The organism is Clostridia bacterium (assembly GCA_035561135.1).
In the GTDB taxonomy this organism is placed as follows: domain Bacteria; phylum Acidobacteriota; class Terriglobia; order Terriglobales; family Acidobacteriaceae; genus DATMYA01.
The window spans coordinates 63,355-87,688 of record DATMYA010000022.1; the positions used below are offsets into that span (position 1 = coordinate 63,355).

Here is a 24,334-nt window from a genome sequence, read left to right on the forward strand (position 1 = left end):
CTGGCATTGGACACCGGACACCCATTTAACCTTGTCGCTGTTCAACAATACCGGGACTTACAGCCGTTCCAGCACTGCGGTTAGATACTTCCAGAAAGGTTCGACCGACGAGATTTGCACGCGTTCGTTCGGGCTATGCGGATCTTTAATCTCCGGGCCAAATGACACCATCTGCATACCCGCGTGCTTTTCGCCGATGACGCCGCACTCCAGACCCGCGTGCATAGCCACAAGCTTTGCCGGTTCGCCGAAGATCTCTTCGTACACAGCCTGAAGCTTGCGTACGATTTCGCTGGTGGGCTCGGGCTTCCAGCCGGAATAGCCACCCGAGTGTTCCACCTCGAAACCACCGAGGCGACACACCGTCTCAACCATGCTGCCGGCGGCCTGCTTGCTGCTTTCGATCGCGCTGCGCTGGCTAGTGCCTATCTCGACGCTGCCGTCCTTGAACGACACGGTCGCGAGATTCGTTGAGGTTTGCACAAGTCCTTCGATATCCGGGCTCATGGCCAGGACGCCATGATGCAGACTCGCCATAACATCGACAACCTGCTTCGCATCCACGGGATCGAGCACCTGTTCCGGGCGCTCCGTTTTCTCAATCGTGATTTTCACCTCGGGATCGAATCCGCCCAGGTCGGTTTTCGTTTCATTCTCATAGCTGGCGACGAGCGACTTCAGCTCTCCTTCACGCGCACCGTCCAACACCACCACGGCGGACGCCTCGCGAGGGATTACGTTCCGGGCGCTTCCGCCCTTGATGTCCGCAATCTCCAGCGGCAGACCATTGAGCAGGCGCTGGAGTAAGCCGCCAATAATCCGCAGAGCGTTGCCACGCCCTTGATGAATATCGACGCCCGAGTGACCACCCTTCAAGCCGGATACCTTGATGCGCCACGCTGCGCCTGCGCTTGCGGGCCGGCGAGTTACCTTGCGGCGAGCCGTCGTGTTGAGACCGCCAGAGCAGCCAATGCAGAGCGTTCCCTGCTCCTCGCCGTCGAGGTTCAGGAAATACTTGGACTTCAGCAGCCCGGCGGGAAATTCCGCGGCACCGGTTAGGCCAGTTTCTTCATCGATGGTGAATACGAGTTCCAGCGGACCATGCGCGATGTCCTTGCTCTCCATGATCGCCAGTGTTGCCGCCACCCCGATTCCGTTGTCCGCGCCCAGCGTCGTTCCGTCCGCCCTCAACCAGTCGCCATCGCGCACAATTTTGATTGGATCCTTATCAAAATTATGGGCGGTGCCTTCGTTCTTTTCGCAGACCATATCCAGATGTCCCTGCAACACGGACATCGGTGCTGCCTCGCGTCCGGGCGTGGCAGGCTTGCGGACAACGATATTGCCGACCTTATCCTGAATAGCGTCGAGGCCAAGACTCGCTGCCTGAGCGAGAACGTACTCGCGGGCCGCAGCCTCTTTCGTTGACGCGCGAGGTATCGCCGACAGCGCGGCGAAGTGCTTCCATAATGCTTTCGGTTCAAGATTCATGAGTGCAGATGTCATAGCACGCTCCATTGCAATAAAGCTTCAACCATCCTACACGAGCAGCAAAACGCAGAAACCGGCACGCTCAAGGCGCGCAGGTGACAGATTCTCATTGCCTGGCGCCTGTGCCAACTCGTTGATTTCCGCATCCGTTCAGCCCTTGAGCACGTCGTTCACGGTCTCGATATCCACGATCCCACCGCAACCATAAATCGCCGGAAGAACGCGGTCTGCCGGATACGTGCGCCGCAGTTCGGCGACCCTCTCGGTGCCAGACCGATAGGCCGGAAGGTACATGCGTCCCAGGAGCGGATGCCTGCCCCACGCGCCCGAGAGTTTTTCCGCTCGTTCTTCGCTTACCAGGAAGTCGCGGCGTAAGGTCGTCGCCACCTCTTCGCGCTGCCTGCCTTCGCCCCACGTCAGGTATGACGATTGGTTCTTGGCATCGTCCTGCAACAAAGCGAGCAGCACGCCGATTTGCAAATCTTCGTCCGGCAACTGCTCCACTTCCGTCACTCCATGCGCGATCAGGATGGCGTTGTTGGCGATTCCCTCGAACAGCGTCGCAGCGCGGGTATTCATCGTCAGCACCGTTGCCTCGAAGCCGGCCAGCCCGCGAACGTACAGGTTTTGCATGTAGGCAAACGTCGTCACATGCCCTGGTACGACTTCATGGCTAACCAGTTGTTCGAACTCCGGAACGGACATCTGCAGCGAAGCGTTGATTTCATACGTCGCTTCGTACTTCGGAGTGCCATCCGCGTTTCGCGCGCGCCCAACGTAGTTCATCGATCCGGAGAACCATGCTTCTTTGATCGGCAGAAACTCGATGTTTGCCCGCGATACCGGCCACAGTTCTTTTGGCAGGTACGGCATCAGGTTCGCCGCGCTGAGATTGTCGAAGTGTGCGATGACCGCCGCGCCAAGCGCGCGAACCGAAGCCATCGGCACGATGCGTTCTTTGCGCCATGCATCTACCGCCGCCAGAAGCTCGCCGCCATTTGTGGAAGAATACCCGGCGCGACCGAGCAACTCCGCGAGTCTCTCGCGCTTTGCTTCCGGCTTGGAAGGCTCCGGCGCACGGCCAGTTGATGCTTCCACGCAGCGAACGTATGGCACCGCATCGCCTTTGCCCAGGATCTCCATTGCCAGGTCCCACATTGTTTCCAGGCAGAGCGACAATCCCGCTAGATAGTGGCCGCGCACGCCGCCGATCTTCCCAGCTTCGGCGCGAACTCCCGCGATTGCTTCCGGCAGGTTCACCGCGCGCAGATACGCCTCCATCGCCTCGCGATCGACGGTCTTGCCGCCCACGCCGCCTGTCTCACGCACGCGCGCCGCCGCCGGAGTTGTGTATGCCGCGGGCAACGGCTCATCGGAGAACCACGAATCCGCGATAAATCTTCCCGTACCCGAGGGACACATGACGTCGCCACCCCAGATCGTGTCAATGCCGAGAACCGCATCTGCGACAAACCGCCCTACTTGGTCCACGTCGCCTCCTTATTCCTCTTCATCGAACCAAACCAGACATACAGGCAGAGGCCAACGAACAACAGCGCGGAGACCGACTGCGAAATCGGATCGTAGAGGTAGAAAGGTGTTCGAATCATGTCTTCTCGATACTGCGGCAACAGTCGTAGCGCTGCTCCGAATACGCCTCCGAGAGCACCCCCGGCCATCAGGCCTGATGCGATAATGACGCCGCGTTCGCGAATCGTCCTGCCACGCTCGCCGCCAGTCTGCTCAGACTTCTTGTTCAGGAAATGCGCAAGGAAACCGCCGACCAGCGCCGGCGAATTCAGCTCCAGCGGCAGATACATGCCGAGTGCGAAGATCAGCGAAGGCTGCCCGAGCATCTCCATCAGCAACGCGATCATCGCTCCTGCGCCGAACAGCACGTACGCGACGGGTTGGTGACTCATGAAGCCCTCAACCAGCGCCTTCATGATGGAAGCCTGCGGCGATGCCAGTACCGGACGCAAATCTCCGGGCAGAGCCTCGCCAAACTGGAAGGCACGCGCCAGCATCACGATCGTCAGTCCGGCAGCGATGGCGGCCGCAATCACACCAAGGAACTTCACCTTCTCCTGTGCGGAAGGCGTGGAGCCAAGCCAGTAGCCCGCCTTCAGGTCCGTGATCGCCTGTCCTGAAACAGACAACGCCGTGCAGACCATGCCGGCAATCGCCATCACAAAGAACATGCCCGTCGTGCCGGAAAGCCCAAACCGCAGCAGCACGACAGAAGAAATAATGATGGTAAGCATCGTCATCCCGGAGACCGGGTTGCGAGCCGTCGTCGCGATTGCGTTTGCCGCGACGGATGCGAAGAAGAACGAGAACACCAGGGTCAGTGCAAGACCGATTGTAACGACCGTCCAGGAAACAGGAAGATGTCCAAGCAGCGCAGCCACGCCGATGGCGCCAAGCACGATGCCGAGGAAAATCGAGATCATCGGCATATCGCGATCGGTCCGCTCGGTTGAGGCGGTCTCACCATGACGGAACACCCGCAGGGCAATACTGAACGACCCTGCTACGATCTTCAGCGATTTGATTATCCCGAAGATCCCAGCCGTCGCGATGGCGCCGACGCCGATGAACCGCACATAACTCCGATAGATCTGCACCGCCGACATGTCCGCGATTGGGATGGTGCCGGGATAAACCGCACCCGCGAAATGCTGGCCAATCATGAAGATCACCGGCACCAGCACGAAGTTCGAAAGCACGCCGCCCGCGCAAAGAATCATAGAACTGCGCAGGCCCATTACGTAACCGAGTCCCAGGATGAAGCTGATGGCGTCGAAGCTGAACGTAATCCGAGCCTTGTCGGAGAGCGCCCGTACCGCGGGCACGAACTGGAAATCTACAAACTCCTTCCATACATGAAAGGTCGTTACGAAGAAGTCGTAAACTGCGGAGATCGCCGTCGCTTGCAGCAACAGCTTCGCCTGCGATCCACCCTTCTCTCCCGTGACAAGAACTTCCGTAATCGCCGTCGCCTCCGGGAACGGAAGTTGCGCGTGCATATCGCGAACAAAATAGCGTCGTAAAGGAATAAGGAAGAGGATGCCGAGACATCCGCCCGCCAGGCAGATGAAGATCGTCTGTACCGGATGCGGATTCAGATTCAGGATGTAGAGCGCGGGAACCGTGAACACGGCACCTGCAACGACCGACCCGGCGACTCCGCCGATGCCCGTCATGATCACGTTCTCAAGCAAGCTCGACCGGCGCTTATATACGCGCGCCAGGCCGATAGCAAGGATGGAGATCGGAATTGCGGACTCCATCACCTGTCCGACCTTCAGGCCTGAGTACGCCGAGGCAATCGTGAAAACAACGCAGAGCAGGATGCCCCAGCCAATTGATCGTGGCGTAAGCTCGGGCACATTCTTAGTCGCCGGCACAATCGGTTTGTACGACTCACCAGGTTCGAGCGGCTCGTAAGCGTTCGCCGGAAGGGATTTGGATTCGATTTCGGTTTCGATCTCGGGTTTGGTTGAAGTTTCGGTTTCGGTCATGGGAGGAGAGTTCTCCTGAGCTGGAACACGCGACGGAATTATACCGACGCCCTGCAAATATGGGCCGTGACACAGCGCACACGGCTGCCTTCTGCCATGCACACATGCAAACAGACTAGTGCCGCGTCCTGGAAATTCCGTACCGCCACAGCGATGAACTCATAGGCTTTAGCGCGTGAAGCGACTCAATACGTCCCCACTCCTCTAACCATTCGGCGCGAACAAAAAAAAAGAGCGAAGGCCTTAGCCCTCGCTCGTGCGAAAACCTTAATTTTCAGCTTGCGGCATCCGCGCGATGTTAAGGTGAACCGTACCAATCCTCATTCGACCGTCGTGCCAGCCTTTACTGCCCTTCCGGCAGAAACTTGTACCCCACCCCGCGTACGGTCAGCAGATGCTTCGGCTGCCCCGGCTCATCCTCTATATACCGGCGCAACCGCACGATGAAATTATCTATCGCTCGCGTGTCCGTATCCTCGTGCAGATCCCAAACCTGTTCAAGAATCTGCTTGCGCGAGACCGGCACTCCGCTGTTGCGAATGAGGAATCGCAACAACTCGGCTTCCATCAGCGTCAACTGGAAGACCTGTCCTGCGGCGCTCAGTTGCAACCTGTCGAAATCGACCACTTTCTCAGCGAACTTGAAGACATCCGCATGGCGCACCGGCGTTGCCGCATCGTCTGGCTCTTGCCTCGGTCCGGGCGCGGTCCATTCGCGTCGCCGCAGAAGGCTGTTCACTCGCGCCAGCAGGATGGCCAAATCGAAGGGCTTCGGTAGGTAATCGTCCGCGCCTGACTCGAACCCTTTCAGCACATCTTCCGGACGCCCTCGGGCCGTCAGCATAAGCACCGGAACGAACTGCTTTGCCTTGCGCAGTTCGCTCGCAACTGTAAATCCGTTGATGCCGGGCAGCATGATGTCGAGCACCACCACGTCCACCGCGTCGGCATCCTGCAGCAGTAGTTTCAGTGCGGCCTCGCCCGTTTCCAGCACGCGAACTTCGTAGCCCTCGGCCTCCAAATTGAAGCGAAGACCCTGCGCGAGGTGCGACTCATCTTCTACTACCAGGATTCTTGTCATGCCCGTCGCCTCGGAATCCTCATCACAATGGTCGCGCCCTTGCCCTCGCCATCGCTCTCAGCCCACGCATCACCGCCGTGGCGGCGCGCGATTGAGCGCACAATGAACAAACCCAATCCTGTGCCTTTCACTTGTCCCCTGCTGGCCACGCGATAAAACCTTTTGAAGATCTGCTTCAGCTCTCCACGGGCGATACCCACACCTTTATCCTTCACCTTCAACAGCACGTTACCACCCGATGCAACCACATCCAGCCTGATCTCCACCCTGTTACCCGAGTACTTCACCGAATTCTCGAGCAGGTTTGAGATGGCCGTGCGCAGTTCATCGCCATCGCCCAGAACCACGCTCTCCTCGCGCCCGACGGCGTGGATGCGCTCCACCAGCGCGTCCGGCGGGAGATGATGGCGTGAACGCGCCAGCGCGGCACATTCCTTCGCCGCCTCGGCCAGATCCACGTCGGCCCACATGTGCCGACCGCGCTTGTGTGTCACCTGTCCAGCGCGAAGCACCTGGTCCACGGTGCCCAGCAGGCGCTCCGTATCCTGTTGCATCACTTTGTAGAATTCTCGCCGCTGCTCCTCGCCCAGGTTGCGCTTTTGCAGAGTATCTAGGTAAAGCCGTATCGAAGCGATCGGGGTCTTCAACTCATGCGTAATGGAATTGATGAAGCTGTCGTGCTGCTCATTCCGCCGAATTTCGCGGACAAGGAATATGGTATTCAGCGTCATGCCTGCGATGATGATCGCGAAAACAATAATGCCCAGCACCAGCGGCACTACTTCGCGCCAGTGAATAATCCAGCCGATATTCAGCGCCAGAGCCAGGCCGATGAGGCTTGCGCCCAGCACAGTAACGAAAATAATCGCCTTGCGCCGACTGGTGATCTGCATCGGCACGAGTGTAAAGCAAAAAGGATCCGAGATGTAGCAAGGGTTTGGAGCGGCTCCAGCTGCTTTTAACAGCGAAAAGGGCGCAGCCAAAGGCCACACCCTCAAATCCAAAATTCCTCGATTACCCGATTACAATTTCCCTCAGTCTCCCATCGCCATCCCAGCCGGAACCGACGGCGCTGACATCTCCTGCACACGTCCATCCAGCTTTGGCAATTTGACGTTCTTCGCCAGGCCTAGCACGCGCAGCGCCTGGATGCCGTACCAGTTCATGTCGATCTCCCACCAACGCAGACCATGCCGCGCCGAGCTGGGATGCGCATGGTGGTTGTTGTGCCAGCCTTCGCCAAACGTCAACAGCGCCACCCACATGCTGTTGCGCGAATCATCGCCGGTGTTGAACCGTTGCGAGCCCCAGATATGCGTCGCCGAATTTACCAGCCACGTCGCATGCAATCCGATTGTCACTCGCAGGAAGATACCCCACATCACGTACTGCACGCCGCCTGCTGCGAACAGGGCGATTCCCAGCAGAGTCAGCGGAACCCAGTGCCACTTGCTGAGCCACACATGGAACCTGTCTTTACGAAGGTCCGGGACGTAAGGCGCCAGCACCGAAGTTGAGTCGTGCATTGCCGTGCCCGTCACGATCCAACCCATGTGCGACCACCACTTTCCGTCGCGTGGAGAATGAGGATCGCCAGGCTTGTCGGTGAGTTGATGATGGATGCGATGCGTCGCCACCCAGAATATCGGTCCACCTTCCAGCGCCAGCGTGCCACACACCGTTAGGATGTATTCCATCCACTTCGGCGTCTTGTATCCGCGATGCGTCAGCAGACGGTGGTAGCCCATGCCAATACCAAGGCTGCCGGAAACCCACCACAAAAACGCTGCAAGGAACAGCGCCTTCCAACTGAACATGAACAACGCCGCCACGGCGCCAACATGGAAAACGACCATGAAAAACGTCGTTGTCCAATTGAGTTTGTCGCGATCTGCTTCTTTTGTAATCAAGGTATCTCGCCCCAGGAAGGTCTGTGCCGCCCGGATTCCCCACGAATCCGCATGCCGCGCTTCTGGATAAGATAGCAACGCGTCATAACATGATTTGTAATAATTGTGTAATTGGACGGCCGCAGCAGAGACGCACTGGCTGAACGCTTTACGCCTCGCCGACTTGCGCAAAAGAAGAGATTCGCACATCCGAGAAGATTGTCTTCCTGAAGCGAAGTCGAAGAATCCCTTTTACATCCTCACATTTATATCCTCACCCGTTCTGCTCCCGCACAAAATCGAAGTTCCGACTCGCAGGGTGATGTCTCTGTTTCACCCACCCGCTGCAACCAGATGCCTCAGCACATAGTGCAGTATCCCACCGTGCCTGTAGTACTCCACTTCGATCGGCGTGTCTATCCTCAATGTTACGTGTACCTGCTGCTCATCGCCGCCTGGCCGATGAACCGTCAGGCATAGTTGCTGACGCGGCTTCAATTCGCCCCGAATTCCCGTTAAATCGAATGTCTCCGCCCCAGTCAGACCAAGCACCCTCGCACTTACGCCTTCCTCGAATTGGCAAGGCAGCACGCCCATTCCAACCAGGTTGCTGCGATGAATTCGCTCGAAGCTTTGCGCGATCACCGCCTTCACTCCTAGCAACCGAGTCCCCTTCGCCGCCCAGTCGCGCGATGAACCCGCACCGTATTCGTGTCCGCCGAAGATCATCAGCGGCACGCCTTCCTGCTGATACTTCATGGCAGCATCGTAGATGTTCATCTGCTCGCCATCTGGCAGATGCATCGTCATGCCGCCTTCTGTTCCCGGCAGCATCAGGTTCTTGATGCGCACGTTTGCAAATGTTCCCCGCACCATCACCTCGTGATTGCCTCGCCGTGCCCCGTAGGTATTGAACTCCTGCACCTGCACGCCCTTGTCCAGCAGATACTTCCCCGCTGCCGAACTCGGCTTGATCGCGCCCGCCGGGCTGATGTGATCCGTCGTTATCGACTCGCCGAACATCGCGAGCATCCGCGCGCCTTTCACGTCCGCTATTCCACCCGGCTCCATCGAGAAGTCATCGAAGTAGGGAGGCTCCTGTATATAGGTCGAGTTTTTATCCCAGGCGTACACATCGCTGGTCGGCGCGTTGATTTCATTCCACAGCGGATTCGTGCTCTCCGCATTCGCATACAGCCGCCGGTACTCTTCCGGATCTGCAGCCTGCTTCAGTGCTTCCCCTAATTCCTGTGTTGTCGGCCAAATGTCCCGCAGGTAAACGTCTTGCCCATCGTGCCCGTGCCCGACCGGCTCCTTCGTCAGATCGATATCCACCTGCCCGGCCAGCGCGAATGCTACGACCAGCGGCGGACTCATCAGGAAGTTCGCCTTCACGCTCTGGTGCACTCGTGCTTCGAAGTTGCGATTGCCGCTCAGCACACTCGCCACTACAAGGTCATTGTCGCCAATCACTTGCTCAAGGCTTGAATCGAGCGGCCCCGAGTTTCCAATGCACGTCGTGCACCCGTATCCAACCAACTGAAACCCGAGCTTGTCCAGGTACGGCATCAGTCCTGTTTTGTTGTAGTACTCGGTCACAACTCGAGAGCCCGGGGCGAGCGAAGGCTTCACCCATGGTTTCACTCGAAGTCCCTTCTCTACCGCTTTTTTCGCCAGTATTCCGGCCGCAAGCATAACCGTTGGATTGCTGGTGTTCGTGCATGACGTGATCGCCGCAATCACCACATCGCCGTTTCCGATTTCGACCGTCGCCTTCGGCAGCGCCTCGTGCGGCAACTCCTCGATCAAGTCAGGCGTCGGACGATTGTTCATCATTTCCGACTCCGTCCACTCGCTCGTGTTCTTCGCAGAGACGTTGCCGGCGCCCACCGGCATCGACTCCGGCTCCTGGTGACCACCGCCAGCTACTGGCTCCTGCGGTTTCTGGCCTTGCAGCCCAATGCGTACCGTGAACCTTTGTTCCGTCTGGCCGTCCACTTTGCCGAAGCCACCCTCGGCAAGGGGCTTCGTCAGCAGTTCGCTAAATTTGGTTTTGATTTCCGGCAGCTCCAGCCGGTCCTGCGGACGCTTTGGCCCAGCCACACTCGCCCGCACGTCTGACAAATCGAGCTCCAGCAGCCGCGAGTACTCAATTTCCCCCGCCCGTGGCATCCCGAAAATTCCCTGTGCCTTGTAATAGGCGCGCACCAAGTCCACTTGCTCACGCGTGCGCCCCGTCGCCTCCATGTATCGGCACGTTTCTTCATCCACCGGTAAGTACCCCATGGTCGCTCCGTACTCCGGCGACATATTGCCGATTGTCGCGCGATCCGGCACCGTCAAACTCGCTGCGCCCTCGCCGAAGTACTCCACGAACTTCCCTACGACGTTCACCTTTCGTAGCATCTGCGTGATGTGCAGCACGAGATCGGTGGCCGTCGCGCCTTCGCGTAACGCGCCTTTCATGTGGACGCCAACAACGTCCGGCGTGAGGAAGTACACCGGCTGCCCAAGCATCCCGGCCTCCGCCTCGATGCCGCCCACTCCCCACGCCACCACGCCCAGCCCATTCACCATCGTCGTATGCGAATCCGTCCCCACCAGCGTGTCCGGATACAACACGCCATCCCGTTCCTGCACGCATTTCGCGAGATACTCCAGGTTCACCTGGTGGCAGATTCCGATGCCCGACGGCACTACGTTGAAGTTGTGGAACGCCTGCATACCCCACTTCAGAAACTGGTAACGCGAACGGTTGCGCCTGAATTCCATATCCATGTTCAGCCATAAGGCGTCATTACGACTCCAGTAATCGACCTGCACCGAGTGGTCGATCACGAGGTCAACAGGAACGAGCGGTTCGATGATTTCTGTCCTCTTCTTCATTCGCCCCACGGCCGACCGCATCGCCGCCAGGTCGACCAGTAGCGGCACTCCCGTGAAGTCCTGCAGCAGAATGCGCGCAACGACGAACGGAATCTCCGACGTGCGCTCCTCAACAGGCTTCCAGTTCGCCAGCCGCCGCACATCTTCTTCTGCGATCTTCTTGCCGTCTACGTTCCGCATCACCGATTCCAGCACCACGCGTATGCTGCGCGGCAGCTTCGAAACCGGTCCCACACCCTTTCTTTCCAACTTAGGTAACGAAAAGTATTTGCTCGTTTTGCCCGTTTCACTCGTAAGCGTTTCTATGCAGTCGGCGAAGAAATGACTTTCCATGTCTCTATGCCCTAAGTGCAGTTGCACACAATCATTCGGATGCGGCTAACCCTCGGCACAGAACTGCCGAACCCATGACGGGCTTCCGAACCCTCTGTCGATTGCGCAAACCAGCTTCGTTTACAAACAGGTACTCACGTTTGAGAATCTGGCCCGTCATATAAGAGCCCTCACGACACGGCAAGGGCTTCGCGCGGTGCCGCTGCGGGCCGCGCCCGCATCGACGATCAACTCTGCCGTAGAATAGGCTCAATCGGTCCAACATGCCCGGAAACCGGCGACGGGCAGATACGCCTGCCGGAGAGTTTCCAACAAGAGGCGATCCATGACTTCGTGTCACTTCGTGCGTATCACCGCACTCACCGTGTTTTTCTCGCTCATAATCATCCCGGCCGCACTCTTCGCCGGCGATGACACGCAGCCACAGAAATTTCTCTACCCGCAGCCCAAGAAGGTGGAGCAGGTGGACGACTATCACGGCGTCAAAGTCGCCGATCCGTATCGCTGGATGGAAGACCTCGACTCGGCCGACGTCAAGACATGGGTGGACGCCGAAAACAAGATCACCTACGGCTTTCTCGATCAGATTCCCGAGCGCGCAGCTATCAAGTCGCGCATGACGAAGCTCATGAATTACGAGCGCTACTCCTCGCCGTGGAAGGAAGGGAATCGCTACTTCTTTACGCGCAACTCCGGCCTGCAGAATCAGAGCGTCGTTTACTGGATGGAATCGCTTACCAGCGAACCCAAGCTCCTCATCGACCCCAACACGCTCTCCGCTGATGGCACGGTCGCGCTCTCCGGCCTTGTCATTAGCGATGACGCCAAGCATATGGCCTACGGCATCTCAGCCTCCGGTTCCGACTGGCAGGAGTGGCACATTCGCGATATCGATACCGGCAAGGATCTGGCTGACGTCCTCAAGTGGGTAAAATTTTCCGGCGCATCATGGACAAAGGACGGCAGCGGAATCTTCTACAGCCGTTACGACGAGCCCAAGCAGGGCACCAAGACCATGCGCGATGCCAATTACTTCCAGAAGCTTTACTTTCACAAGCTCGGCACGGCGCAGTCGGAAGACATCCTCATCTACGAACGCCCGGACAACAAGGAAATGGGATTCAGCGGCTCAGTCACCGATGACGGCCGTTACCTCATCATCAGCGTCTGGCAAGGCAGCGCTCCTAAAAACCGCGTTTACTACAAAGACCTCACCGTCAAAGACGCACCAGTGGTGAAACTGCTCGACGCCTTCGATGCCGAGTACAACTTCATCGACAACGATGGGCCCGTCTTCTATTTCCGCACCGACAAGGACGCCGCTCGCGGCCGCATCATCACCGTTAATACGCGGCATCCCGAGGCAGCGAACTGGAAGACCATCATCCCCGAATCCAAGGAAACCCTTGAGGGCGCCAACACTCTCGACAACAAGTTGGTTGCTATCTACCTCAAGGACGCCAAGAGCGAAGTACGCGTCTACGACTTGAATGGCAAGTTCCTCCGCAACGTCGATCTACCCGGCATCGGCAGCGCCGGCGGCTTCGGCGGCAAGCGCAGCTACAAGGAAACCTTCTATTCGTTCACCAGCTTCACGACGCCCACCACCATCTATCGCTACGACTTGGCGACCGGAAAGAGCAGCATCTTCCGTCAGCCCAAGCTCGACTTCGATCCCACCGCCTACGAAGTCAAGCAGGTGTTCTACACCAGCAAAGACGGCACTCGCGTGCCCATGTTCATCGTCCACAAAAAGGGCATAGAACTCGACGGTACCAACCCAACTTACCTCTACGGTTACGGCGGATTTAACGCCAGCGAGACTCCTTACTTCTCAGTCTCGAACCTTGTCTGGATGGAAATGGGCGGCGTTTTTGCTCTCCCGAATCTTCGTGGCGGAGGCGAGTACGGCGAAGACTGGCACCAGGCTGGCACTAAGCTGCGAAAGCAAAACGTTTTTGACGACTTCATCGCCGCAGCCGAATGGCTCATCGCGAACAAGTACACGTCCACACCGAAGCTCGCCATCGGCGGACGCTCCAACGGAGGCCTGCTCGTAGGCGCTGCGCTCACGCAGCGGCCCGACCTCTTCGGTGCCACCGTTCCCGGCGTAGGCGTCATGGACATGCTCCGCTTCCACAAGTTCACCATCGGCTGGGGCTGGGTCTCCGACTACGGCTCATCTGACGATCCGGAACAGTTCAAGGCCATCTACAAGTATTCGCCACTGCACAACCTGAAGCCCGGCACCAAGTACCCGCCGACCTTCATCATTACCGCCGACCATGACGACCGCGTTGTCCCCGCGCACAGCTTCAAGTTCGCAGCTACTATGCAGGAAGCTCAGGGCGGCAACGCTCCCGTCCTCATCCGCATTGAGACCAAAGCGGGACACGGCGCAGGCAAACCAGTCACCAAGCAGATAGACGAAAGCACAGACACCTGGGCCTTCCTCATCAAAGCCCTCAACATGAAACCGAATGTCATCGCTACCAAGTAATGCCATGGACGTTACGGGGGCGGACGCCAGTCCGCCCCTGATATTGCTGATAAACCAGAGCGTCATGTCGACCGGAGCGCCGGAGGCGCGAAGTGGAGACACCTTGCGTTTGGTGTGCCGCGGAAAGAGCAGGAGGACCCAGCTGTTTGCACGTGAGTTCGATTTGTCAGCAGACGTAAACCGCCGCTGAGTGTCGAATTTTTCCAGCCTTCATTTCGCAGTGATTGGCCTTTAAGGACGGATGTGCTGAAATGATAGTGTGCTTCTCTACTACATCACCGATAGAACGCAGTTTCCTGGCTCCGAGGCCAAGCGCCGCGAACAACTTCTGGACAAGATTGCCGAAGCGGCGAACTGTGGTGTGAACTACATCCAGCTTCGAGAGAAGGATCTGCCCATTCGCGAGTTCGAGCAACTCGCCCGTCGGGCCGTCGACATCGTCCAGCGCGCAAACGCTACCCGTAGCGCTGTGCAACCTCTCCCGGCGACCGCGCTCCTCATAAACTCCCGCATCGATATCGCCCTGGCCGTCGGCGCGGATGGCGTGCACCTCACCTCCACCGACATTGCCGCCAGTGAAGCGCGCGCCATTTGGCCCAAGTCAGCAACGCCCGGCCGCAATCCCGTCGTCGGCGTCTCCTGTCACACGGCCACGGAGGTCAGCCGCGCAGCAGCTCACGGCGCTGACTTCGCCGTCTTTGCCCCCGTCTTCGGCAAAGTTCAAACCGGCGCATCCGGCGTCGGGCTCTCTGCTTTGAGAGAAGCCGTAGGAGTAATCTCCAAACCCGATCGCCGCGTGGAAGCCGGTGACAACCGCGTGACAATCCCGGTGCTTGCGCTCGGAGGCGTGACCGCTGACAACGCACAAGCCTGCCTCGCAGCCGGTGCCGCGGGCATTGCCGGCATACGGCTATTTCAGCAAGGCAACATCTCGGACATCAGGAGCCTGTAGTAAGACTTACTCCTGGTGCGGTTCCTATTTTTGTTTTAGGACTGCGGTGCTGCGTTCGTCATTGGCGATGATGCGGTAGAACTTTTTCAGTTCCTCGGCTTTGGCCACAGGTACGCTCAGCTCTTTCAGTTCGAAAGTCCGCGTGTAGAGGATCGCGTTGTCCTTCACTTCGGTCTTGGAATGATAAGAGGCAAAGCTGAATTCCGCATCTACGGGCGGAGGCAATTCGTCGACTTCGTATCCTGCAGGGAGCGCGACCTCGAAGTTGTCGGTATCGTACATGGGCCCATCGAACTCAATCGGAAACCGGCGAGGCTCCTTGATTTCCAGGATTGTGCTCGCTTTGCTGCCGAGCACGCGCGGGCGCACCAGAAGCAGGTTCCCGGCCCTCTTGGCATAGTTCGCTGCTTCGAATGTGTAATCGAACGCGAAAGGTTGATTGTATATTTGCGCGTTGATCACGGAAGCCTTGGTGAGATGGAAGGTTGACAGCGAGCTGGCCAGCAGAATCTCAACGGGCTTGATCTTGTCGCTGTCGCTGGAAACGGAGCGAAGCGCATTGCGCTGCGCTGCTGCGCGATCTCCGATGCGGATTTCGCGGACGTTGCCGTGCAGCGTGCCGGAGGCATCCAGCACCAGTTTGGCCACGCGCTGAACGCCGTTGGTAGAAGAAGGCTGCTTGGGTAGCTCGATCAGTTCGCCGCCATCAGGGGTTACGAGCAAGCCGATGTTGGACTGGAGGTATCCGCCGATGTGTCCGAAGGGCGTGAATTCGTTGGTCGGATCGAAGAACAGTAGATTGCCGAGTCTTGGGTGTTTTGTCACGGCGAGCAGCGATGGATCGCTGATGCCTTCCGGTAATTTGATGGCGATAATGGCGTGGTTGAATCCCCGATGTGCGGGCGTTTTGCTGGTGATGGAACCGCGCCTGGTATTGATGACGACGTAGTAAGACTCGACTCCCATCTCGCGCAGCATGGACATCATGAGCGTCGCTTTGTCCTTGCAATCGCCATAGCGATGAGTGAACACGTAGGCAGCCGGATGCGGTTGCCAGCCGCCGATGCCGAGTTCGATGGCAACATAGCGAATGTTTTGCTGGACGAAGCTGGCGAGCGCTGCCATCCCCTCGAGCGGCTTGGGCGAGGGACCAGTGAGGGATGCGACCTTCTGCTTGATTTCCGCAGAAGCGTCGAACCGGCCGGCGGTGAGGTGTCGATACCAGTTCCCCATCTGCTGCCAGTTCGAAAAGCCATTCACCGACGATCCGCCAGACGGGTAGTAGGAGACGATCATCTTGCCGAGCAGCCCTTTCATCGGCGGCATGGCTTCTTCGGAACGAGTTCCTTTTAGATCGCTGATGGACCATCGGGCCAAGTTCGCGCCGGACTGGGTTGGCTTTGCCTCCGGATAGTTGAGCCAGGAGGCGCTGGATTCCCAACCGGGAGGGAGTTGCAGAGAGTAGTGACTCTCGCGAACAGGATCCTCAGTTTGGAAATGCCAGATGTCCTGTAAGACGAGCGGACGCTCTTCGACCTCGTATTCAAAGCCGACGATGTTGCCGGGATCAGGTGCTGGAATTTTGAGAATTCTCACCTTCAAATCGCTGATGAGTTCGCTGCCCTCAATCATTGGCGGCGAAACCTCTATGGACTCTTTTTCTGAGACCTCAAAGTCCTTGCCTTGAGCGGGGATGGACCAACCGCTAAGGCGCGTGAGTTTGGTATTGGAATCAAGATAGACGTAGACCGTGCCTCGGTCGCGTCCGGTTGGCCGCAGGATCTTGTAGGCCTGGCGGACCACGGTCTTGACTTTTTCGGAGGAAAGGACGGTGACGTTCTGTTCCGAATAGAGCAGAACGGCGTCGGTCTTCTCGTCATAAGAAGGCAAGGTAACGCTGGCCAGGGAGCGCATCCACGGTGGCGCCTCCGATGAAGCGCTGGCATGTGGGGCATATGCCAGCGTGCAGAACAAGACGCAGAGCAGGACTGGGACTATCGCTCGATTATTCACTGCCCTTCGCTCCGGTCGCTCGCAGAATGATCTGTTCTTCATCACCGGTCCTCACGGCTTGGAAGAAGGCGCGCAGGGTTGGATAATGCTTCGATTCAAGCAACATGACATCCACTTTGAGCTTGCGCGTGAGGTGCAGAGTTCCGTTGCCTTTGTCGACGCTTAACGTATAGACAACAGCCTTTGCATCCTGAACCTGCGCCGGCGGAACACTGTCAGTCTGCCAATTGCCTGGAACAGCGATGGTGACGTCGTCTATTTTCTGGAAGGGGAAGGCGAAGTAAATGGGATGTATGCGCTCGGCATGATCGAAGACGCGCTTCTCCGACGCGCTGAAAATGCCGACTGGCAGCAAAACGCGGCGGCCGGCCGAGGACGCCCAACCGGGGATCCTGACCGCGAATTCCGCGACGAGCAAGTTCGAGGAACTATTCCACTCGGGCTTATTGCTGAGATCGACTTCGCTGGCGGCGGGGATGTACTCCTTGACTTGATCTTCGAGGAACTTCTTGCGATCAGCTTCATCGCTGTGCCGCTGTTCTATGCGGCGTTGCAATGCTTCCAGGCCGACGAACGTAATGGTAAGCTTGCCCTCGAGATCGCCGGTGTCTGTCAGCTTTAAATCAGCTTTGCGTTCAATGCGCGACTCCGCGCTAGTCGGCACCGAAGTTTCTATCCACGTGCCGCCCTCTTTATCGAGCCGCAATCCACCGACGCCTGTCTCCTGCCACGGCAGCAAACCAAGCGGAGTGAACGCAGCGCCAGGATCGCAATAAACGTCCTTGCCATTGACTTTGACGAGTACAACATTGGAATTCAACTTGTTGGCGTCCATGGCTCGGGGATCAAAAAAGTAATTGCTGCGATCGGAAACCATGACTCCATAGGCCTCGATGCCGGCAGCGCGGACGAGTCCCAGGAAAACCCACGTGATCTCGACCCCGTTGCCGTAACCCCGCTTCCAGACCTCCTCCACGTTGGAAGCATTCTTTTCCTTGCTGCGCTTTTGCTCTTGCTCGGTTTTGCGGACTTCGAAAGACGTGTTTCGAAGCTGCTGCACGCGCGCATAGATCTTCTGCAATTTCAGTTCGGGCGAGTCGGTCGCGGACACGATCTGCGTGACGGCCTGTTCCATGGCCTTGCGACTATCGACGAAACTCTCCATCTTGTCGTTTAGTTTCTTCCCTCTTTTCTTCCAGAACCGGACGGGATCCATTTCGAGGTGGTCCTGGGTATAGGTGAAGTCGACACGCGCCTTCAGTTCCGTTTCCGGTGGCATGAAATCTTCGGTGCGGAAGCCGGGAATGTTGTTCACCTGGAGGCGGACGAAATTGTCGATACCTTGCTTGGGAGCCTCGGTCCCTGGCGGCAGAAGCTGCCATGTCCAACGCAGATGGAAGTTGTCGGACGGGTTGGTGTAAGGCTTGAGCGAGAATCTCGCTAACTTGGTGAACAGCTCATTGCTGAGGATCCAGTGGGAATTAAAGACGTAGTGCTCTTCCAGGACAATGGTGTATGAGTACTCGATGATGCTACCGCCCTGAACGTCGGGAAGGGTGAAGGTCTTTGCGAAGTACTTCAGGCCCTTGGCCTTGGTAATGGCTTTCTCATAGACTTTGCCCTGGAAGTCGACGATGGTGCCGTCTGGGCGAATGGTGCGCGCCTTCAGGGCAACAACGTCGCCGCCACCAAGTTTGGCGAATGGGATCTCGATGTCGCCATACTTGCGTCCTTCTTCGGTGAGTATCTTGATGCGGAAATAGTTATCTTCATGGGCCGTGACTCCCGTGTCGTCGCGATCGACCTGGCGGAAGAGGACGATGGCCGGGGCACCGGGCGCCAGCGGTTCGCTGGTCATCTTGAGCTCTTCGGGAGAAACTGGCTGGAATCCCTGGCTCGCGCTTGCTAATGATGAAGTGCCGAGTACCATGAAAAATGCGCATGAAAGAATCGCAACCAAATGACGAAGCTGCACGATAGCTCCCTTTACATATGGCGTTTATGCATATAGGCGTTACTCTCGCCGCAGCAGATTAGCGTATAGCGAACATGATTGCCATACTAAATAGCTGTCGACAACATCGCCCTTACTTGGCGTCCTATCGTGAGGTACGAGTACGAGTTGCGATTCGGATTCTGCGTGAAAGTCAATACGAGAATCACTCTGGGCGGCTGCGGCCCAGAGTTTATTGAGGTGAACGCTTGCGGTCGTGTGCTTTTCCTTGGAGCGCGTTTAGCGGTCTCTGTTACGTGAGCGAGAGAAGCCGCCCTTTATATTCAACGGGGGGTGTCCCGGGCGCGAAACGAATTCCCTGCGAGGAATTTGGATGGAGCAGGCTGCACTGTGGTGTCACTCCCCTGTGTGCTCGATCATCAAAACGGTAGCATCATCCGTCAGGATCTTCGGAGACGCAAACGCCTGCGCAGTCGTCAACAGCTCGTGCGGTGTGACTTTTGCCGCAAACGAGTGTCTCAGTCGTTCCATTCCGAATTCCTCGCCTTCTAAATTCGTGGCCTCCAAGACCCCATCCGAGCACAACAACACCGAGCTTCCTCCGGTAAGATCGACAACACTCTCTCCGAAAGAGGCACATTGAATCCCAAGTGGTAGGCCGCCTGGAATCTGGAGAAACTCCGCATTGTTCGGCGTGGCTACAAGCGGCCAGGGATGACCGGCATTGGATAAGGTCAGTGCTCCCTCCCGAGTATCCAAGATCCCGTAAACCATGGTGACGAAAGTTCCCGGAGGGAAATCCTCGCGCAAGATGTCATTCAACTTCGTCAAGACATTGGCAGGTGATATTCCTGACTTCGCTTGCTGTCGCAGCATACTTCTAGTTGACGCCATCAGGAGCGCCGCTGGCATCCCTTTGCCAACGACATCGCCGAGAGCAATGGCAAGGCGGCCGTCACCAACCGAAAAGTAGTCAAACCAATCGCCCCCGACCGCAGTCATCGGAAGGCATCTGCCACTAACAAAATAGGAACCGATCTTCTGACATTCGGGGGGCAACAGGCTGGCTTGCACCCGCCGTGCTTCCGCAGACTCTTTTTCCAGGCGTTCTTTGGCCAAACGTTCCTGTCGAAACAACCGCGCATTTTCAATCGCGATCGCCAGGTGTTCTGCTAAAGCTTCGAGCAAATTGCGCTGTGCTTCGGGGAAAGCATCGATTTCGGGATGTTGGACGTTGAAGACGCCCAGAACGCGACCGCGAATTCTCAGAGGTATATCGAGTTCGGATTTTGTTGTCTCTTCGCTTACGATGTAACGCGGGCTCTCATGAACGTTCGGTGTGTAGAGTGGCTTCACTCCAGCGGCGGCTTGTCCCACCAGCCCTTCCCTGCCAATCTTGAACCGATATCCTTTTGGGTGGACAGCACTTGTCCAGCCGCGCACCGCAACCAATTCGAGTTCATCCGTGGCCTCGTCTTTGAGCAGAATCGCAGAACGGCTGCACCCAAACATGTCCGCCACATCGCCCACAATGGCATCGAGCAGAATATCCAGGTCCAAGATCGAATTGATCTTGTGTGCCGCGTGCTGTAGCAGCATCATCTGACGCAAACGTTCTTCTAATGCTCCAGTATCCGATCTGCTTTTCGTGGACATGTGAGAGTCCTCAGGTTTGCGAATCCTTCTTAGGTTCTAAGCCTCTCCCCTTTTGGGCATGACCCACCGCAGAAACGTGTGCAGTAATGCAAGCAGCAGCGCGCCCCAGAGCGCCGGCCCAAAACCACTGACGTGAAAGCCACTCAATAGACGTGATGCGACCATCAGCATCAGAGCATTGACTACGAATATGAAGATGCCGAGTGTTAGGATGCTCAACGGAAAGGTAAGTATCTTTAGCAACGTGCCAAGGGTTGCGTTGATCAAGCCGATGACGATCGCCGCAATCAACGCCGCCTTGAATCCGGTGACTGTGAATCCCGGGACTACCCGAGCCACCACCAGCAGTAGCGTCGCACTCAAAATCCAATTTGCCAGTAGACGGAACATATAATTCCTCCTGCTCCCGAAAAAGACGACGCGTAAGTTAGCTGATCGTCCTCCCAGCCGCGAGCATCTCTTTCATCTTCTCCACACGGCGTTGTTTGGTCTCTTCCTTTTTGGCTCCGCTGAACCACTGCACGTATTCCTTCTGGTGTGTGTACGCCAGAGACTGCAATTTGGCCGTGAGCTTCGCGCCCAGTGCTTTCTTCAGTGCGGCCGGAGTTTCTATCGTGCGCGGCGCGGTGTCCGGTTCAATGATGATCGTTACCGTATCTCCAACATCAACGCCCGCACCATTCTTCATCTCTCTGTTTACGCAAAAGCACTGGGTTCCCCGCATAATCACAACCGTCGTGCGGAACGGGAACCCATTAATGGTTCCCTTTACCGGCACCCTGGCATGCCCCCAACACTGCTCCGCGTCGAATGGCAGCTCAACAAACGCAACCTCGCCGCTCTTGCCCGCACCGCCGAGCTTCACCTCAAATTGTTTACGCATCTTCTCCCTCGTTCTTCGGAGGGACTTGGTTTGGCGCCACCGCCCTTTGCGACTCTTTCGTCCTCCTATGTGCCTCGATCCGCTCCATACGCTTCCTGCGTTGCAGTCGATCGCGCGCAATTAGGTCATGCAGATCGTAACCATAAGAACCGTAGCCGCGAAACAGTCGTTCGTCGAACAGGCGCTTCACGCCGCACTCGACGCACACCTGGTAGGAATATTCGCCCGCTTCCTCTCCTTCGCCTCGCATAGGCCAGCTCATCTTCGTGTGCCAGCACCCGCGCAAAAGGACCGCTACCGCGCTCCCCAATCCTGCGGCTGCCAGCCCAAGTGGCCAAATCCAGCCCGGCATCCGAGCGTGTTTCCTCTTTGGCGAAGCCTGCTGCTCTGCCTCCGCCGTTCCCTTCGGTTTGCTTTTGGATTCCATACTGGTTGGATCATACTGCGAGCAGGTCGGGACTGCACACCATCAAGCCATTTTTCGACTATCCTCGCTCGACACCGAATGTAGTAGCGCAATCTCGCACCTCAAGAATTCGCAACCAAAAGGAAAAGGCCATCAAGATTTCTCTCGATGGCCTTTATTTATGTCGGCAACGACCTACTCTCCCACACACTTTCGCGTGCAGTACAATCGGCCCTGCGGGGCTTAACTTCCGTGTTCGGGATGGGAACGGGTGTTTCCCCCGCGGTAAAATCACCGGCAACTTGAGCCGCTGAACGGGCGGCTTAGCCCATTCGCGAAATCCAGAACCTGCAGAGCAGATGAGGATATCTTTACGCGCACATCCTCTCGGACGTGACTTGCGGCAATCTCTCAAAGATCGTGAGGACAATGCCTCACAACTGAACAGCATTGGATTACATAACTAGAGTCCGTACGTTTCGGACTATTGGCTCTAGAGCAGGTTCGCTCCAGGCCACCAAATCGCGATTGTTTGCGCGTTTGGAACAAGCTTGCGCCAAGTAAATTTCATGGTCAAGCCGAACGGGCGATTAGTACTGGTAAGCTACACGCATCACTGCGCTTACACATCCAGCCTATCAAACAGGTGGTCTTCCTGTGCCCTTCTTCATCCTTTTGGATTGGGAGATCTAATCTTGAGGAGTGCTTCCCGCTTATATGCATTCAGCGGTTATCACAACCGAACTTCGCTACCCAGCCATGCCGTTGGCACGACAGCTGGAACACAAGAGGTTCGTCCATCCCGGTCCTCTCGTACTAAGGACAGGCCCTCTCAAATCTCCTACGCCCACACCAGATAGGGACCGAACTGTCTCGCGACGTTCTGAACCCAGTTCACGTACCGCTTTAATAGGCGAACAGCCTAACCCTTGGAACCTTCTGCAGCTCCAGGATGCGATGAACCGACATCGAGGTGCCAAACCGGAGCGTCGATATGAACTCTTGGCTCCGATCAGCCTGTTATCCCCGGCGTACCTTTTATCCGTTGAGCGATGGCCCTTCCATACAGAACCACCGGATCACTAAGACCTGCTTTCGCACCTGCTCGTCTTGTAGGACTCGCAGTCAACCACGCTTATGCCTTTGCACTCGTCGGCTGATTTCCAAACAGCCTGAGCGTAGCTTCGTGCGCCTCCGTTACAGTTTAGGAGGCGACCGCCCCAGTCAAACTACCCGCCTCACTATGTCCCCCTCCCGGTTTACGGGAGTAGGTTAGAATCACAGAACTCGCAGGGTGGTATCTCACCGTTGGCTCCCCCAAGCCCAAAAGCCTGAGATCAAAGCCTCCCACCTATCCTGCGCAGCAAGTGCCATAATTCATAGTGAAGGTATAGTAAAGGTGCACGGGGTCTTTCCGTCTAGATGCGGGAAACCGGCATCTTCACCGGTACTACAAGTTCGCCGAGTCACTCGTTAAGACAGTCGAACGATCGTTACGCCATTCGTGCAGGTCGGAACTTACCCGACAAGGAATTTCGCTACCTTAGGACCGTTATAGTTACGGCCGCCGTTCACCGGGGCTTCAATTCAAAGCTTCGCCTTGCGGCTAACCTCTCCTTTTAACCTTCCGGCACCGGGCAGGCGTCAGCCCCTATACGTCGTTTTAGACTTTGCAGAGACCTGTGTTTTTGTTAAACAGTCGCCGTTCGCAATTCGCTGCGGCCCCCTCGGGCTATGAACCCTACCGGGGCACCCCTTCTCCCGAAGTTACGGGGTTAATTTGCCGAGTTCCTGAACGAGTGTTCTCTCGAGCGCCTTTGGATATTAATCCTCGTCTACCTGTGTCGGTTTGAGGTACGGTTCCCTTGACTTCTCCTTAGAGGTTTTTCTTGGCAGCGTGGAATCAATGCGTTTCCCCCATACGGGGTACTCCTTTGCACCTCACCGTTAATGCCCCAACGGATTTACCTATCGGGACCGGCTTACGTGCATCGAACCTGATAGCCATAACAGGCTGCACCTATCCTTCTGCGTCACCCCATCGTGTTAACGAATCCAAGGGAGTTCCGGAATATTAACCGGATGTCCATCGACTACGCCTTTCGGCCTCGCCTTAGGGACCGACTAACCCTGAGCGGATTAACCTTTCTCAGGAAACCTTAGACTTTCGGCGCGGAGGGTTCTCACCTCCGTTATCGCTACTTATGCCGGCAGGGTCTCTTCTTAGCAGTCCACCAGTCCTTTCGGTCTGGCTTCTAGCCGCTAAGAATGCTCTCCTACCACGCACGCCTCATGGCATGCATTCGCTGCTTCGGTGTCTAGTTTAAGCCCCGTTATATTGTCGGCACCGGACCGCTTGACCAGTGAGCTATTACGCTTTCTTTAAAGGATGGCTGCTTCTAAGCCAACCTCCTGGCTGTCTGGGCGTTCCGACATCCTTTCCCACTTAACTAGAACTTGGGGACCTTAGCAGGCGATCTGGACTGTTTTCCTCTCGACGACGAAGCTTAGCCCCCGCCGTCTGACTCCCGCGCTGGTTGTCCATGGCATTCGAAGTTTGGTTGGATTCAGTAAGCTGGAAAGCCCCTTAGTCCATCCAGATCTCTACCACCACTGCAAATCACGCGAGGCTAGCCCTAAAGCTATTTCGGAGAGAACGAGCTATCACGGAATTTGATTAGCCTTTCACCCCTACCCTCAGCTCATCCGAGCTTTTTTCAACAAACACCGGTTCGGTCCTCCAGTGGGTGTTACCCCACTTTCAAC

15 protein-coding genes and 2 rRNA genes are annotated in these 24,334 nt (G+C 57.0%); 2 read left to right on the forward strand and 15 right to left on the reverse strand.

Translation table 11 applies throughout. The features are described from left to right. Window positions 1-57 precede the first annotated feature (57 nt). The 7 genes from VN622_06085 to VN622_06115 form a co-directional block, all read right to left on the reverse strand. Window positions 58-1,506, reverse strand: a complete 1,449-nt coding sequence (locus tag VN622_06085; protein ID HWR35424.1) for an aminoacyl-histidine dipeptidase — start codon at window positions 1,504-1,506, stop codon at window positions 58-60. Between the two features lie 135 nt (window positions 1,507-1,641). Beyond that, window positions 1,642-2,982 carry a hypothetical protein gene (locus VN622_06090; protein HWR35425.1) on the reverse strand — a complete coding sequence of 447 codons (1,341 nt, stop codon included), beginning with the start codon at window positions 2,980-2,982 and terminating at the stop codon, window positions 1,642-1,644. After that, a complete protein-coding gene (locus VN622_06095; GenBank protein ID HWR35426.1) occupies window positions 2,970-5,015 on the reverse strand; it encodes an oligopeptide transporter, OPT family in 2,046 nt (681 codons plus the stop codon). The genes VN622_06090 and VN622_06095 overlap by 13 nt, the downstream gene beginning before the upstream one ends. 343 nt (window positions 5,016-5,358) lie before the next feature. Next, window positions 5,359-6,096 (reverse strand): response regulator transcription factor, encoded by a 738-nt coding sequence (locus VN622_06100; protein HWR35427.1) that lies wholly within the window; start codon window positions 6,094-6,096, stop codon window positions 5,359-5,361. After that, complete coding sequence (locus tag VN622_06105) at window positions 6,093-6,989, reverse strand: HAMP domain-containing sensor histidine kinase (protein ID HWR35428.1); 897 nt, start codon at window positions 6,987-6,989, stop codon at window positions 6,093-6,095. Before VN622_06105 ends, VN622_06100 begins: the two co-directional genes overlap by 4 nt. A gap of 141 nt (window positions 6,990-7,130) precedes the next feature. Then, window positions 7,131-7,952 carry a fatty acid desaturase gene (locus VN622_06110; protein HWR35429.1) on the reverse strand — a complete coding sequence of 274 codons (822 nt, stop codon included), beginning with the start codon at window positions 7,950-7,952 and terminating at the stop codon, window positions 7,131-7,133. Window positions 7,953-8,318: 366 nt separating this feature from the next. Next, window positions 8,319-11,204, reverse strand: coding sequence for an aconitate hydratase (locus tag VN622_06115; protein ID HWR35430.1), 2,886 nt, complete (start codon window positions 11,202-11,204; stop codon window positions 8,319-8,321). Window positions 11,205-11,529: 325 nt separating this feature from the next. Between VN622_06115 and VN622_06120 the strand changes: the two genes are divergently transcribed. Both VN622_06120 and VN622_06125 read left to right on the forward strand, forming a co-directional pair. Further along, window positions 11,530-13,704: a prolyl oligopeptidase family serine peptidase gene (locus tag VN622_06120; GenBank protein ID HWR35431.1), complete on the forward strand. Its 2,175-nt coding sequence runs from the start codon at window positions 11,530-11,532 to the stop codon at window positions 13,702-13,704. A gap of 259 nt (window positions 13,705-13,963) precedes the next feature. Next, window positions 13,964-14,656 carry a thiamine phosphate synthase gene (locus tag VN622_06125; protein ID HWR35432.1) on the forward strand — a complete coding sequence of 231 codons (693 nt, stop codon included), beginning with the start codon at window positions 13,964-13,966 and terminating at the stop codon, window positions 14,654-14,656. Between the two features lie 24 nt (window positions 14,657-14,680). Here the strand turns inward: VN622_06125 and VN622_06130 are convergent, their stop codons facing one another. The 8 genes from VN622_06130 to VN622_06165 form a co-directional block, all read right to left on the reverse strand. Next, window positions 14,681-16,570, reverse strand: coding sequence for a DUF3857 and transglutaminase domain-containing protein (locus VN622_06130; GenBank protein ID HWR35433.1), 1,890 nt, complete (start codon window positions 16,568-16,570; stop codon window positions 14,681-14,683). Between the two features lie 91 nt (window positions 16,571-16,661). After that, on the reverse strand, window positions 16,662-18,527 hold the full coding sequence (locus tag VN622_06135; protein ID HWR35434.1) for a DUF3857 domain-containing protein: 1,866 nt from the start codon (window positions 18,525-18,527) through the stop codon (window positions 16,662-16,664). Window positions 18,528-19,019: 492 nt separating this feature from the next. Continuing rightward, window positions 19,020-20,279: a GAF domain-containing SpoIIE family protein phosphatase gene (locus tag VN622_06140; GenBank protein HWR35435.1), complete on the reverse strand. Its 1,260-nt coding sequence runs from the start codon at window positions 20,277-20,279 to the stop codon at window positions 19,020-19,022. Between the two features lie 36 nt (window positions 20,280-20,315). Continuing rightward, window positions 20,316-20,669, reverse strand: a complete 354-nt coding sequence (locus VN622_06145; GenBank protein ID HWR35436.1) for a phage holin family protein — start codon at window positions 20,667-20,669, stop codon at window positions 20,316-20,318. 37 nt (window positions 20,670-20,706) lie between these two features. Continuing rightward, complete coding sequence (locus VN622_06150; GenBank protein HWR35437.1) at window positions 20,707-21,162, reverse strand: YdeI/OmpD-associated family protein; 456 nt, start codon at window positions 21,160-21,162, stop codon at window positions 20,707-20,709. Continuing rightward, entirely contained in the window at window positions 21,155-21,412 is a 258-nt protein-coding gene (locus tag VN622_06155) for a hypothetical protein (protein HWR35438.1), read from the reverse strand. Before VN622_06155 ends, VN622_06150 begins: the two co-directional genes overlap by 8 nt. Before the next feature lie 338 nt (window positions 21,413-21,750). Then, window positions 21,751-21,867 (reverse strand): 5S ribosomal RNA (rrf, locus tag VN622_06160). Window positions 21,868-22,137: 270 nt separating this feature from the next. Further along, a 23S ribosomal RNA gene (locus VN622_06165) occupies window positions 22,138-24,334 on the reverse strand; the annotation flags it as partial.

Coding starts and splice junctions, on each gene's coding strand:
- VN622_06110 (HWR35429.1), bottom strand. CDS start 7,952: ATGGTCGTTTTCCATGTTGGCGCCGTGGCGGCGTTGTTCATGTTCAGT.
- VN622_06100 (HWR35427.1), bottom strand. CDS start 6,096: ATGACAAGAATCCTGGTAGTAGAAGATGAGTCGCACCTCGCGCAGGGT.
- VN622_06095 (HWR35426.1), bottom strand. CDS start 5,015: ATGACCGAAACCGAAACTTCAACCAAACCCGAGATCGAAACCGAAATC.
- VN622_06130 (HWR35433.1), bottom strand. CDS start 16,570: ATGCGCTCCCTGGCCAGCGTTACCTTGCCTTCTTATGACGAGAAGACC.
- VN622_06135 (HWR35434.1), bottom strand. CDS start 18,527: ATGACCAGCGAACCGCTGGCGCCCGGTGCCCCGGCCATCGTCCTCTTC.
- VN622_06085 (HWR35424.1), bottom strand. CDS start 1,506: ATGACATCTGCACTCATGAATCTTGAACCGAAAGCATTATGGAAGCAC.
- VN622_06155 (HWR35438.1), bottom strand. CDS start 21,412: ATGCGAGGCGAAGGAGAGGAAGCGGGCGAATATTCCTACCAGGTGTGC.
- VN622_06145 (HWR35436.1), bottom strand. CDS start 20,669: ATGTTCCGTCTACTGGCAAATTGGATTTTGAGTGCGACGCTACTGCTG.
- VN622_06105 (HWR35428.1), bottom strand. CDS start 6,989: ATGCAGATCACCAGTCGGCGCAAGGCGATTATTTTCGTTACTGTGCTG.
- VN622_06120 (HWR35431.1), top strand. CDS start 11,530: ATGACTTCGTGTCACTTCGTGCGTATCACCGCACTCACCGTGTTTTTC.
- VN622_06140 (HWR35435.1), bottom strand. CDS start 20,279: ATGTCCACGAAAAGCAGATCGGATACTGGAGCATTAGAAGAACGTTTG.
- VN622_06115 (HWR35430.1), bottom strand. CDS start 11,204: ATGGAAAGTCATTTCTTCGCCGACTGCATAGAAACGCTTACGAGTGAA.
- VN622_06150 (HWR35437.1), bottom strand. CDS start 21,162: ATGCGTAAACAATTTGAGGTGAAGCTCGGCGGTGCGGGCAAGAGCGGC.